The 15,038-nt window shown below is 38.5% G+C and carries 8 protein-coding genes and 1 pseudogene; 8 read left to right on the top strand and 1 reads right to left on the bottom strand.

The window, feature by feature from the left end:
* Positions 1 to 287 precede the first annotated feature (287 nt).
* The 4 genes and pseudogenes from ACNQGJ_RS08840 to ACNQGJ_RS08825 all read left to right on the top strand — a co-directional run bounded on the left by ACNQGJ_RS08840 (position 288) and on the right by ACNQGJ_RS08825 (position 10,751).
* A complete protein-coding gene (locus ACNQGJ_RS08840) occupies positions 288 to 6,404 on the top strand; it encodes a PKD-like domain-containing protein (RefSeq protein ID WP_417980344.1) in 6,117 nt (2,038 codons plus the stop codon).
* 12 nt (positions 6,405 to 6,416) lie between these two features.
* A pseudogene (locus ACNQGJ_RS08835) lies at positions 6,417 to 6,560 on the top strand (PKD-like domain-containing protein); the annotation flags it as partial.
* Positions 6,561 to 6,863: 303 nt separating this feature from the next.
* Positions 6,864 to 10,367, top strand: a complete 3,504-nt coding sequence (locus ACNQGJ_RS08830; protein ID WP_417980343.1) for a PKD-like domain-containing protein — start codon at positions 6,864 to 6,866, stop codon at positions 10,365 to 10,367.
* Between the two features lie 150 nt (positions 10,368 to 10,517).
* Positions 10,518 to 10,751 carry a hypothetical protein gene (locus ACNQGJ_RS08825; RefSeq protein WP_417973850.1) on the top strand — a complete coding sequence of 78 codons (234 nt, stop codon included), beginning with the start codon at positions 10,518 to 10,520 and terminating at the stop codon, positions 10,749 to 10,751.
* 87 nt (positions 10,752 to 10,838) lie between these two features.
* On the opposite strand, the gene ACNQGJ_RS08820 is transcribed toward ACNQGJ_RS08825, so the two are convergent.
* Complete coding sequence (locus ACNQGJ_RS08820) at positions 10,839 to 11,291, bottom strand: DUF4442 domain-containing protein (protein WP_417973848.1); 453 nt, start codon at positions 11,289 to 11,291, stop codon at positions 10,839 to 10,841.
* Positions 11,292 to 11,497: 206 nt separating this feature from the next.
* Here ACNQGJ_RS08820 and ACNQGJ_RS08815 point away from each other — a divergent pair, with 206 nt between their 5' ends.
* The 4 genes from ACNQGJ_RS08815 (at position 11,498) to ACNQGJ_RS08800 (ending at position 14,992) form a co-directional block, all read left to right on the top strand.
* Positions 11,498 to 11,953 carry a DUF4870 domain-containing protein gene (locus ACNQGJ_RS08815; protein ID WP_417973846.1) on the top strand — a complete coding sequence of 152 codons (456 nt, stop codon included), beginning with the start codon at positions 11,498 to 11,500 and terminating at the stop codon, positions 11,951 to 11,953.
* A 204-nt stretch (positions 11,954 to 12,157) separates the two neighbouring features.
* Positions 12,158 to 12,490 carry a PadR family transcriptional regulator gene (locus ACNQGJ_RS08810; RefSeq protein WP_282717246.1) on the top strand — a complete coding sequence of 111 codons (333 nt, stop codon included), beginning with the start codon at positions 12,158 to 12,160 and terminating at the stop codon, positions 12,488 to 12,490.
* A gap of 2 nt (positions 12,491 to 12,492) precedes the next feature.
* Positions 12,493 to 14,247, top strand: coding sequence for a PspC domain-containing protein (locus ACNQGJ_RS08805; protein ID WP_417973844.1), 1,755 nt, complete (start codon positions 12,493 to 12,495; stop codon positions 14,245 to 14,247).
* A 4-nt stretch (positions 14,248 to 14,251) separates the two neighbouring features.
* Entirely contained in the window at positions 14,252 to 14,992 is a 741-nt protein-coding gene (locus ACNQGJ_RS08800) for a head GIN domain-containing protein (RefSeq protein WP_417973842.1), read from the top strand.
* Positions 14,993 to 15,038 lie beyond the last annotated feature (46 nt).

Here is a 15,038-nt window from a genome sequence, read left to right as displayed (position 1 = left end):
AAAAGATTATTTTCATCCAAACTCCCTTATAAATAACTAATTTTAAGTTTATTAACACAATCCATCAAAAAAAACAATATATATAATCCGAAGTCAATCACAGTTATTATCATTTTTTGAATATCATTTCTAATAAAGAAAATATAAAATGACAACAGCTTGGTTTGTTTTTTCATTGCAAATAATATCACTACAATAAACTTTATTTTACTTATGAACCAGTCATGGATTATACTGTGTCTAGTTTACAAAAATCATTAATTATTTGATTAAAAAGTGTGCCTATTATGAAAAAAAACTACTCTAGATTCAATGTTAATTCTTTTTTTGTATTAAAAAATTCGAAAACATATCTTTTTGTTTTTTTGATAGTTTTTCTATTCAGTGTGGATAGTTTTGCCCAATCAATATCGAGTTTTTCTCCAACTAGCGCTTGTACTGGTTCTGGCACTTCAGTTATCATAACTGGAACCGGTTTTAGCCTAGCGACTTCAGTTACCTTTAATGGTATAACAGCAACTTCTTTTACTATCGATAATAACTCCCAAATAACTGCAATACTAAGTGCAACTGCTACAACTGGATTTATTTCAGTAGTTACTCCTTTAGGAACTGCTTCCAGTTCAGGAATTTTTACAGTAGATTCCTTACCAACTGCTACTGCCGGAGGAACACAAACCATTTGTTCAAATGCAACGGCAACAGTAAGTGGAGCTTCCGCGACTAACGGAACAATCGTATGGACTGAAAACGGAGCAGGAAATATAACTGCAGGAGCAACAATGCTAACTCCTACTTATACTCCCACGGCTGCCGACGCTGGAACTTCTGTTACTTTGACAATGACAGTAACCAGTACCAATGCTTGTGCGCCACAAACTCAAACTGCAACATACACAATAATTGTTAATCCGTTACCAACTGCAACTGCCGGTGGAACACAAACCATTTGTTCCAATGCAACAGCAACCGTAAGTGGAGCTTCCGCTACAAACGGAACTATCTCATGGACTGAAAATGGTGCAGGAACTATTACTGCAGGGACTACAATGCTAACTCCTACTTATACACCAACTGCGGCCGACGCTGGAACTTCTGTTACTTTGACAATGAATGTAACCAGTAATAATGCTTGTGCGCCACAAACTCAAACTGCAACATACACGGTAATTGTTAATCCGTTACCAACTGCAACTGCTGGTGGAACACAAACCATTTGTTCCAATGCAACAGCAACCGTAAGTGGAGCTTCCGCTACAAACGGAACGATCTCATGGACTGAAAATGGTGTAGGAAATATAACCGCAGGGGCTACAACGCTAACTCCTACTTATACACCAACTGTGGCCGATGCTGGAACTTCTGTTACTTTGACAATGACTGTAACCAGTAATAATGCTTGTGCGCCACAAACTCAAACTGCGACCTATACAATAATTGTTAATCCGTTACCAACTGCAACTGCCGGTGGAACACAAACCATTTGCTCAAATGCAACAGCAACCGTAAGTGGTGCTTCCGCTACAAACGGAACTATCTCATGGACTGAAAATGGTGCAGGAAATATAACCGCAGGGGCTACAACCCTAACTCCCACGTATACTCCCACTGCTGCCGACGCTGGAACTTCTGTTACTTTGACAATGACTGTAACCAGTAATAATGCTTGTGCGCCACAAACTCAAACTGCGACCTATGCAATAATTGTTAACCCATTGCCAATCGCAACTGCCGGTGGAACACAAACCATTTGTTCCAATGCAACAGCAACCGTAAGTGGAGCTTCCGCTACAAACGGAACGATCTCATGGACTGAAAATGGTGCAGGAAATATAACCGCAGGGGCTACAACTCTAACTCCTACTTATACACCAACTGCGGCCGATGCCGGAACTTCTGTTACTTTGACAATGACCATAACCAGCACCAATGCTTGTGCGCCACAAACTCAAACTGTGACCTATACAATAATTGTTAATCCGTTACCAACTGCAACTGCCGGTGGAACACAAACCATTTGTTCAAATGCAACTGCAACCGTAAGTGGTGCTTCCGCTACAAACGGAACTATCTCATGGACTGAAAATGGTGCAGGAAATATAACCGCAGGGGCTACAACGCTAACTCCTACTTATACACCAACTGCGGCCGATGCTGGAACTTCTGTTTCTTTGACAATGACAGTAACCAGTACCAATGCTTGTGCGCCACAAACTCAAACTGCGACCTATGCAATAATTGTTAATCCGTTACCAACTGCAACTGCCGGTGGAACACAAACCATTTGCTCAAATGCAACAGCAACCGTAAGTGGTGCTTCCGCTACAAACGGAACGATCTCATGGACTGAAAATGGTGCAGGAAATATAACCGCAGGGGCTACAACGCTAACTCCTACTTATACACCAACTGCGGCCGATGCTGGAACTTCTGTTACTTTGACAATGACAGTAACCAGCACCAACGCTTGTGCGCCACAAACTCAAACTGCGACCTATGCAATAATTGTTAACCCATTGCCAACCTCAACGGCAGGAGGAAGTCAAACCATTTGTTCCAACGCAACTGCTACTGTAAGTGGAACTAATTCAACAAACGGAACAATTTCTTGGACAGAAAACGGAGCGGGATCCATAACAGCCGGAGCAACAACCTTAACACCAACTTATGCCCCAACAGCAGCAGATGCCGGAACTACTGTTACATTGACAATGACTGTGACCAGCAACAATGCGTGTACCCCACAAACAGCAACGGCAACGTATACAATTATAGTTAACCCATTGCCAACTCTTACTTTAACATCAATACCAGCAACCACAAGTCAAACACTTTGTATTAATACTGCAAGTACAGATATTAAATATGATGTAGGCGGAACTGGAACTGGTGCTTCTGTATCTGGATTACCTGCAGGGGTGATAGGGGTTTACAAAGCAAGTCAGAATTCTTTCATTATCAGTGGAACCCCAACGGTAGCAGGAACTTTTAACTATACCGTAACCACATCAGGCGGTTGTCCAGCGGCAACTATGGGAGGAACAATTACCGTTAATCCAACGCCAACGGTAACCATACCATCAAACATTACAGTTTGTAAAGGGGTTACTGTTCCTGTAACCAGTTTTGCAAGCACTCCAGCAGGAGGGACATTTACTTGGACAAATAGCAATACAGCTATAGGATTAGCCGCTTCAGGAACAGGAAACATCGCTGCTTTCCTAGCAACGAATGCTGGTGCAGCTCCTATATCAGCAACCATAACTGTAATTCCAACCGTAAATGGCTGCCCGGGAACAGCAAATACTTATACCATTACCGTTAATCCAACGCCAACGGTAACCGTACTATCAAACATTACAGTTTGTAATGGAGCTACTATTCCTGTAACCAGTTTTGCAAGCACTCCAGCAGGTGGGACATTTACTTGGACAAACAGCAATACAGCTATAGGATTAGCCGCTTCAGGAACAGGAAACATCGCTGCTTTCCTAGCAACGAATGCGGGTGCAGCTCCTATATCAGCAACCATAACTGTAATTCCAACCGTAAATGGCTGCCAGGGAACAGCAAATACTTATACCATTACCGTTAATCCAACGCCAACGGTAACCGTACCATCAAACATTACAGTTTGTAATGGAGCTACTATTCCTGTAACCAGTTTTGCAAGCACTCCAGCAGGAGGTACATTTACTTGGACAAATAGCAATACAGCTATAGGATTAGCTGCTTCAGGAACAGGAAACATCGCTGCTTTCCTAGCAAAGAATGCTGGTACAACTCCTATATCAGCAATCATAAATGTAATTCCAACCGTAAATGGCTGCCCGGGAACAGCAAACACTTATACCATTACCGTTAATCCAACGCCAACGGTAACCGTACCATCAAACATTACAGTTTGTAATGGAGCTACTATTCCTGCAACCAGTTTTGCAAGCACTCCCGCAGGAGGCACATTTACTTGGACAAACAGCAATACAGCTATAGGATTAGCCGCTTCAGGAACAGGAAACATCGCCGCTTTCCTAGCAACGAATGCTGGTGCAACTCCTATATCAGCAACCATAACTGTAATTCCAACCGTAAATGGCTGCCCGGGAACAGCAAACACTTATACCATTACCGTTAATCCAACGCCAACGGTAACCGTACCATCAAACATTACAGTTTGTAATGGAACTACTATTCCCGCAACCAGTTTTGCAAGCACTCCAGCAGGAGGTACATTTACTTGGACAAACAGCAATACAGCTATAGGATTAGCCGCTTCAGGAACAGGAAACATCGCTGCTTTCCTAGCAAAGAATGCTGGTACAACTCCTATATCAGCAACCATAACTGTAATTCCAACCGTAAATGGCTGCCCGGGAACAGCAAACACTTATACCATTACCGTTAATCCAACGCCGACGGTAACCGTACCATCAAGCATTACAGTTTGTAAAGGGGTTACTGTTCCTGTAACCAGTTTTGCAAGCACTCCCGCAGGAGGCACATTTACTTGGACAAACAGCAATACAGCTATAGGTTTAGCTGCTATAGGAACAGGAAACATCGCTGCTTTCCTAGCAACGAATTCGGGTGCAACTCCTATATCAGCAACCATAACTGTAATTCCAACCGTAAATGGCTGCCCAGGAACAGCAAACACTTATACCATTACCGTTAATCCAACGCCAACGGTAACCGTACCATCAAACATTACAGTTTGTAATGGAGCTACTATTCCTGTAACCAGTTTTGCAAGCACTCCAGCAGGAGGTACATTTACTTGGACAAACAGCAATACAGCTATAGGATTAGCCGCTTCAGGAACAGGAAACATTGCTGCTTTCCTAGCAACGAATGCGGGTGCAGCTCCTATATCAGCAACCATAACTGTAATTCCAACCGTAAATGGCTGCCCGGGAACAGCAAACACTTATACCATTACCGCTAATCCAACGCCAACGGTAACCGTACCATCAAACATTACAGTTTGTAAAGGGGTTACTGTTCCTGTAACCAGTTTTGCAAGTACTCCGGCAGGTGGGACATTTACTTGGACAAACAGCAATACAGCTATAGGATTAGCCGCTTCAGGAACAGGAAACATCGCTGCTTTCCTAGCAACGAATGCGGGTGCAACTCCTATATCAGCAACCATAACTGTAATTCCAACCGTAAATGGCTGCCCGGGAACAGCAAACATTTATACCATTACCGTTAATCCAACGCCAACGGTAACCGTACCATCAAACATTACAGTTTGTAATGGAGCTACTATTCCCGCAACCAGTTTTGCAAGCACTCCCGCAGGAGGCACATTTACGTGGACAAATAGCAATACAGCTATAGGATTAGCCGCTTCAGGAACAGGAAACATTGCTGCTTTCCTAGCAATGAATGCGGGTGCAGCTCCTATATCAGCAACCATAACTGTAATTCCAACCGTAAATGGCTGCCCGGGAACAGCAAACACTTATACCATTACCGTTAATCCAACGCCAACGGTAACCGTACCGTCAAACATTACAGTTTGTAAAGGGGTTACTGTTCCTGTAACCAGTTTTACAAGTACTCCGGCAGGAGGTACATTTACTTGGACAAACAGCAATACAGCTATAGGATTAGCCGCTTCAGGAACAGGAAACATCGCTGCTTTCCTAGCAACGAATGCGGGTGCAACTCCTATATCAGCAACCATAACTGTAATTCCAATCGTAAATGGCTGCCCGGGAACAGCAAACACTTATACCATTACCGTTAATCCAACGCCAACGGTAACCGTACCATCAAGCATTACAGTTTGTAAAGGGGTTACTGTTCCTGTAACCAGTTTTACAAGCACTCCAGCAGGTGGGACATTTACTTGGACAAACAGCAATACAGCTATAGGATTAGCCGCTTCAGGAACAGGAAACATCGCTGCTTTCCTAGCAACGAATGCGGGTGCAGCTCCTATATCAGCAACCATAACTGTAATTCCAACCGTAAATGGCTGCCCGGGAACAGCAAACACTTATATCATTACCGTTAATCCACCACCAACGGTAACCGTGCCATCAAACATTACCGTTTGCAAAGGGGTTACTGTTCCTGTAACCAGTTTTACAAGCACTCCCGCAGGAGGCACATTTACTTGGACAAACAGCAATACAGCTATAGGACTAGCTGCTTCAGGAACAGGAAACATCGCTGCTTTCCTAGCAACGAATGCGGGTGCAACTCCTATATCAGCAACCATAACTGTAATTCCAACCGTAAATGGCTGCCCGGGAACAGCACACACTTATACGATAACTGTAACTCCAACACCTGTAGCCTCTGCAACACCAGCATCACAATCCATATGTTCAGGAAGTTCAATTACACCGATGACTCTTTCCAGTAGTATAGCCTCAACCACTTTTAATTGAACCAGAGATAACATAGGAATCGTAACCGGAATTGCAGCTAGCGGAAGCGGAAATATAAGCGGAGCCTTAACCAATACCACCAATGCCCCAGTAACGATAACTTTTACCATAACTCCAACCGCAAATGGCTGTATTGGTTCATCAATAACAGCGACGGTCGTAGTTGAAGTAGCTTATCAAGCAGGTGAAGTTACTATTTTTCCTCTTCCAGTAAATCCCCCTTTCAATATTACCACTGTTTGTCACCTTGCTGAAGGTGATTTATCCTTAAATGGTTATAAGGGTAACGTTATTAGATGGGAATCATCTACAACAACAGGTGCGACATGGACCTCAATAGCAAACACTACTGCAACATATCATTATGTAGATATAGCAACAACCACAATATTTAGAGCTGTAATAGATAACGGATCATTATTATGTCCGGAAGTATATTCCGCCTCATCAATAGTTAACGTGATTCCAAATATCAAACCTTCTCCAGTAACAGCCACACCATCAACAATATGTGCAGGTGACTCAACAACTCTGTCTTCACAAAGCGGTTATGCCACCAGCCAAAATTTAGCTTCTGGCGGTGCTTTTGATACTGCTAATCCGAAAGACTGGTTGGTGGATGGTTGTGGAAATTGTTTATCTGCTGGTGGCAGTAATACAAATCCCGGTCCATTTCAAGAAAGTGCTACCAATGGAGGTACGTATTCCGGCATAAATTATACTTCAACTGGAAAATTTGTCATTGCAAATGGCAATTTTAACTCCATATTACAAACGCCCGTTTTTAATACATTAGGGCTGACATCAGCAAGTTTACATTTTGATCATGCCTATAATTTATTGGCAGGTGCATCGGCAAAAGTTGAAATTTCTATAGATGATGGTGCCACATACAACACTATTTTGGCTCAATATAATGGGCCAAGTACTCAACTTCCATATAATATTAGCACTAATATGAGTATCGACTTGAGTGCTTATTTGGGGCAAACCAACTTAAAAATTCGATTTAACTACCAAGGCACAGTAGGAAGTTCATGGGCAATTGATAACATAGAAATCCCTGAAGCACCTGTAGGAGTGCTAACATCGCAATGGGTTAATACCACTACAGGTGCTATTATAAGTAATACCAATGCAACAAATGCAACCGTCTCACCAACTGCAACAACTACCTACGCAGTAACATCTTATCTTAATGGCTGTACTAGTTTTGGCCCTGACGGAACAACTTATGTGACAGTAACAGTAAATCAAATACCTGTAGTAACCGCTCCTCCTGGGATAATTTGCTCAGATTTCACCACTAATATTCCACTGACAAGTACTGAACTAGCAACTACATTTGCATGGACAGTACTTCAAACGAATGTAACTGGAGCTAGTGCAGGAAGCGGAAATACAATTGCACAAATATTGACAGCAACAGGTGCAAATTCCGGAACAGCAGTTTATAGCATTACACCAACAGCGAAAGGATGTGTTGGAACGGTAAAAACCGTAACGATAACAGTAAATCCGAGACCTACGGCAAACATAGGACCATCACAAACCATCTGTTATGATGGTACCGCCACCTGCTCCGTCGCTTTAACAGGAACTGCCCCTTGGAGTGTAACTTATAGTGATGGCACAACAGCAACCACGGTTAACAATATCAATGCAAATCCCTTTGTATTTACTATTCCTAATATCACAACAAATAAAACTTATATTATCACATCATTGAGTGATGCTAAATGTATCTCACAATCAATAGATCTCACTGGATCCGCAACAGTTACCGTTTCGACCGGAACAGCAGGTATCTGGACAGGACTGGTAAGTACTGATTGGTTTGATTGTAAAAACTGGGAACAGGGATTACCTTCAAGCACCATCAATGCAGTCATTAATGCTGGAAAACCAAATATGCCATTAATAGATCCCACAAACTCTGCTTTTGCAACAGCATATAGCAATATTGCAAGCGCACAAGATCTAATTATTGCAAGCGGAGCCACGGTTGCGATGGCTTCCAGTGGTGTTTCAAATTTGCAAATTAGTCGCGACTGGAAAAATAGTGGCTCTTTTATTCCGGGAATTGGAACAGTAACTTTTAACGGTGCTACAGCAAATCAAATTCAGACTATAAATGCAGGAATAAAAACTGATGAAACTTTCTATAATTTAACTACAAATAATTCGGCTGGAGCCAAAGGTATAAGTCTCCTCGATGGGTTTGAATTAACGGTTACAAACTTTGTATCGTTACTAAGTGGCGATTTACGTTTGACAGGGGAAGCCCAATTAATTCAGGGTGGGATTTTAGCAAATCCTATCGCCATAGGCAGTACCGGGAAACTTTTAAGAGACCAACAAGGTCAAAAAAATAGTTTCAATTACAATTATTGGTCATCACCAGTAAGTCCCAATAATATAAATTATTCCATTGGAACCGTATTGAGAGATGGAACATCAATTACAAATAATTTTGCAGATGTATCTAATTTTGGTCCGAGCACTAGTCCCACAAATATTATTAATTTTGTTGAAGGTGCATTTAGTGCCGACGGATCCCTTTCAATTCCCATAAACATAAGTAACCGTTGGTTATGGACCTTTAATTCGCCTGCATTATCAGACCCTTTATTAAATTACTATCAATGGAAATATATTGGAAGTACGGCATTTATAAAAGTGGGGGAAGGATTTACCATGAAAGGAACTGGTGGTATAGCTCCAATCACATCACTGCAAAACTATGTTTTTGTCGGCAAACCTAATTCTGGGACTATTACATTAGCTTTACCTTTTGACCAAACGTATTTAGTAGGAAATCCATACCCATCAGCTCTTGACGCCAATAAATTCATAAAAGATAACCTCAGAGATTGTACAGGCTGCACTAACACTGACAATGTGTTTAATGGTGCTCTGTATTTTTGGGATCATTTTGGCTTATCTAACAACCATTATTTAGCTGAATATGAAGGTGGTTATGCAACCTACACGTTAATGGGAGGAGTCGCTGGCATTGCTGACAGTCCTTTAACTGCCACTGGAACTGGTACAAAAATACCGGAACGATACATCCCCGTAGCACAAGGATTTTTTGTTGACGCTAATCTAGACTCTGGATTAACAGGGCCTGAAATTCCAACTGTAGTTAATGGTGGCACACTAACTTTTAAAAATAGCCAAAGAGTATTTGTCAAAGAAAGTTCAGGAAACTCTCTCTTTATGAAAACAGGTGGAACAATTAAATCAAGTACAAAAGATTCAAATGCAGAAATCGATACAAGATCAAAAATCAGACTTGGTTTTCATTCTTCAGTTGGTGTGCATCGACAACTATTACTTGGAGCCGATAGTGGTACAACCTCTGTTTTTGACATCGGGTATGATGCCCCAATGTTTGACTTGAGCGTAGATGATATGTTTTGGGAAATTAATAATATTGAATATGTGATCCAAGCCATTGCAAATTTTGATGAAAATCAAATTATTCCTCTAGGGCTTACTGTAGGAAACGAAGGTAAATTGACGATTAAAATTGATGCTCTCGAAAATATATCTGGGTCAACTGAAATTTACATCTATGATAACGTAACGGGAATGTATCATAACATTCGTACTGCTGATTTTACGATTTCATTAGCCTCTGGGGAATATAGAAAACGTTTCTCTCTTCAATTCACCAATAAGACACTTGATGTTGATGAAAATAATTTAAATGACGGACTCCTAGTTCTATATTCCAACAATTATAAAGTCTTAATTATTCAAAATAAAATGCTTGATTCAAGTGTGAATGAGGTGAGTCTCTTCAATTTATTAGGACAAGCTGTGGCTAATTGGGATGTGAAAAATGAAAACCAAAGCAAAATTCAAATTCCAATTAAAAATTTAAGTTCAGGTGTATATATCGTAAAACTAAAAACTTCAAAAGGAGCGTACAGTAAAAAAATCATTATCAAATAAATTGTATATTTCCAGCAATAGAAACGGCTTCAATTAAGTAAATATTAATCCGAATTTTAATAATTGATTTGAATTATTTTTTATATTTGAATTATAATTTCGAATTTGCAATCAAAGCAAAAAAAAGAAAAACCATTTAAATTTATAAAAATGAAAAAGAGTATAGCATGCATAGCAATCGCATTTTTAACAATGAATCTTAGTGCGCAAGAAAGTAAAACAACTACAACAGAAAAAGCTAAAAAAGAATCTTGCTGTGCTAAAAAAGATTCAAAATCAAAAGCAATGAGTGCTGATGAAATAGAAAAATGCCAAGCAAAATGCAAGGCCGAAGGAAAAAAATGTGATGCGCCAGCCGCAAAAACAAGTGGAAAAAAGTGTTAATCTAACAAATATAAATTTTAATTTCCTTAAAAAAACGCTTCTAGATTCGGAGGCGTTTTTCTGTTTTTACAAACAATTTAGCGTTTTTTATTTAACTCTAACACTCCATTCAAAATCCATTTCAGAAACTTGAACTCCTTTTTCATCCGTTCCAAGAGACTTCATCCAGAAGGTTTGTCCTTCTCCGGTAGCAATTGTTTGTTGAATCGCTTGTTCAATTAAATGACCATCCTTACAGGTAAAAGTGATTCTTCCCGTCGCTTTTTTGGTAAAATTTCCTTTATTATTAGCGACAAGCATTGATATTTTCCTCCCGCTACTTTGAATTTGGAACATTACTAGAGCACCTGTAGAAAGCTCAGCAGCCATGGCTTGCACGGCAAAATACATCGAATTAAATGGATTTTGATTAATCCAGCGGTGTTTTACTGATACCACACATTTATTTTCAGTAATCTCGTTTACACGCACACCACAGATAAATGCAGAGGGTAATTTAAACAAGAGAAATTTATTAAGTTTTGACACTGTAAGTTTCATACGTAGCTACTATTTGTTTTTTAAAGGAATCTGGTATCTATATTGCGATTCCATTATTGCAAGCTTTTTTGCTAAAATACAAAAAAATACTATGCGTACATATTAAATTTATTCGTTAATTTTATGTTAATATTTGGTACTATGCGAAACAAGATACTATCTTTTAGATATATATTTGCATAAGAAATTACTATATACTTTTAATCATGGAAACAACAACCGAAAAAAACACCGCTACATTTACTCATTTGAGTGCATTGACTCAATATTTTATTCCGTTTGGAAATTATATTTTTCCAATAATACTGTGGACTTCAAAAAAGGAAAGTTCTGAATTTGTGGATCACCACGGAAAACAAGTACTTAATTTTCAATTGAGTTTATTCTTGTATTCTTTAGTGCTGATCCTAATTGCTGTTCCAACATTTTTAATTACACTGTTTAAAAATGTTCCTTTAGAAGCGGTAATCAATGATCACGATTTTGTTTTTAGAAATTTTAGCTTTGAAGGAAACATTGGAATGTTAACAGTAGGTCTAGTTGCTGTTTTAATTTTTGGCCTTTTGAAAGTGGCTGAATTCTTTTTAATCATTTATGCATCAATCAAGACCTCAAATGGTGAAAAATATAACTATCCTATAACTATTCCGTTTATTAAGTAGGAAAAAATAAAATCGATTAAAAGAGAATAGACGTAATAAATAAAACGAACCAAATAGCCCTGATTGAAATGGAAATCCTTTTTTATTTTTCCTTTAAAAATAAAAAAGATTGAAATGGAAAGCAGGAATTAGCTCCAAAAAAAAAATCAATCATCAATCAGAAAATGAACCGTTTAATCACCACAAAATCAAAACAAAGAAATTATGAACATTGAAAACACAAAAGCCCAGATGCGTAAAGGTGTTCTCGAGTTTTGCATCTTATCCGTATTAAAAGAAAAAGATGCATACACATCGGAAATATTGGACACATTAAAAAACGCAAAATTATTAGTCGTGGAGGGAACTATTTACCCGCTGCTAACCCGATTGAAAAATGATGGATTGCTCAACTACCGTTGGGAAGAATCCACATCCGGACCACCAAGAAAATATTACGGTCTAACTGAAATAGGACAAACATTTTTAAAAGAACTTAGTAGCACCTGGACTGAATTATCCGATGCCGTAAACCTTATAACCAACCAAAAACAATAGTCATGAACAAAACTGTAAATATAAATCTAGGCGGAATGTTCTTTCATATCGATGAAGATGCATACCAAAAATTAACGCGATATTTTGATGCTATAAAACGTTCTTTATCTAATTCATCTGGACACGATGAAATCATAAAAGATATCGAAATGCGCGTTTCAGAATTATTGAATGAGAAACAAATAAGCGACAAACATGTTGTCGGTTTAAAAGATGTAGATGAAGTTATTGCCGTAATGGGACAGCCTGAAGACTACATTATTGAAGATGAGTTAAAAGGTTCTCAATCCTTCAATGAGTACTCAAGCACAAGAACAAAAAAATTATACCGCGATAAAGAAAAAGGTATGATTGGTGGTGTTGCAGCAGGATTGAGCCACTATTTTGGAATTGATTCCGTATGGATCAGAATCGTTCTAATTTTATTAGTTTTTGCTGGATTTGGAACTGGAATTTTAGCGTATATCATTCTTTGGATTGTAACTCCAGAGGCCATCACTACCTCCGAAAAATTAGAAATGACTGGGGAACCGGTAAATATTTCGAATATCGAAAAAAAAGTACGGGAAGAGTTTGAAAGTGTTTCTGGAAAATTAAAAAATGTCGATTATGACAAATATGGCAATCAAATAAAAACGAGTGCTGGGAAAATAGGAAGCTCTTTTGGTGATTTCATCTTGACTGTTTTCAAGATTTTTGCGAAATTTCTGGGTGTGATTTTGATTATGTCCAGTTTAGCAATATTAATTGTATTTTTGATTGGTGTTTTATCGCTAGGTTCAACGGGTTTCACTAATTTCCCCTTTCACGATTTTATTGAATCCGGAAATTTCACTGACTATCCTATTTGGTTTTTTGGAGTTTTATTTTACACCGCTGTGAGTATTCCGGCATTTTTCTTAATGCTTTTGGGTTTCAAATTATTAGCCCCAAATATGAAATCTATTGGAAATATTGCTAAATATACCCTATTAGCACTTTGGATAATTTCAATTGCATTATTAATATCAATAGGTGTAAAACAAATAGCAGAGTTTTCAGCTAATGGCAGAGTTGTAAATAAGGAAACAATCCCATTGAAAGAAAATGATACCTTGCGTATAAAATTTGTACACAATGATTATTTTTCAAAAAATGTAGATGATCATCACGATTTCATAATTACTGAAGATTCTACGAATACCAAAGTGATTTATTCGAATGAAGTTCTCATTCATATCATGAAAACGGATGAAAAGATGCCTTATCTTCAAATTGAAAAACAAGCCAAAGGAAAATCATTGTCGGAAGCTAAAAAAACAGCTGAAAAAATTCAATATGGATATAAAATTATTGGAAACCAATTGATTTTAGACAACTATTTATTAACTGATTTCAAAAATAAATTCCGTGATCAGGAAGTAGAAGTGTTTTTATACTTGCCGGTTGGGACACTTATAAAACCAGATTCATCGGTACAAAATTACGACAGATCTGATGATTCCTTTTTCAACTTACACTACAGTTCAGACAATTACATTTACAAAGTAGAAAATTCTCAAATAAAATGTTTAAATTGCCCTGCTGATGAAAACGAGTATAATGATGTTGAAACAGATGAAGATAGTGTTGAAGTAAACATTACTGGAAAAGTAACAGAAAATGACAGTGTTACTGCAACTACAGTAAAAGTAAACGGTGAAACGGTAACTGTAAATGAAGCTGGAACCAAAAAAGGCTTATCCATAAGTAAAAACGGTGTAATCATTAAAAATTAAAGCTATGTTAAAAATCATTACATTAATTACAAAATTTATTCTGGTTGCCTTAACTGCCTTACTATTCGCATCGTGTAACCATACCTTAAATTTACGATCAATTGAAGGAAGCGGGAATGTTACCACCGAAAAAAGAATTGTTCAAGGTGATTTCAAAAGCATAGAAGTCAGTAATGCCATCGATCTTGTCATTGAACAATCAGACGTAACTGAAATAGTAGTTGAGGCTGATGATAATTTACAAAAACACATTCTTACCAAAGTTGAAAATGGCACACTGATTATTTCTTGTGATAAAAATTCTTTTATCAATACGAAATCAAAGAAAGTAACCGTAAAAATGCCTGTTATCGATCAATTAGAGGCCAATAGCAGTGCATCAATAACAAGCATAAACACTATAAAAGGAGAAAATATCACACTAAATACTTCTAGTGCCGGAACTATTAACCTGAGTCTAGAATCAGATGATATTACCTGTGATTCAAGTAGCGGAAGCTCCATAAACATCAGTGGAATGGGATTAAAAATGAAAGCTAATGCATCAAGTGGCAGTGCAATTGAAGCTGAAAACTTAATGGCGAATGAAGTTAATGCCGAAGCTTCCAGTGGCGCCACCATACGTACTCATCCCATTGTAAGTTTAGATGCCGAAGCCTCAAGCGGAGGAAGTATAAGCTACAATAAAGTCCCAAAATCACTTCGAAAAGAAAGTAATTCCGGAGGAAGTATTCGTCAAGAATAACAACTCTTTACTAAAATAAAAAAATCATCCATCACAAGTGGATGAT

It is taken from the genome of Flavobacterium cryophilum (assembly GCF_048286555.1).
GTDB lineage: Bacteria > Bacteroidota > Bacteroidia > Flavobacteriales > Flavobacteriaceae > Flavobacterium.
This window is presented reverse-complemented; position numbering and strand designations above follow the sequence as displayed.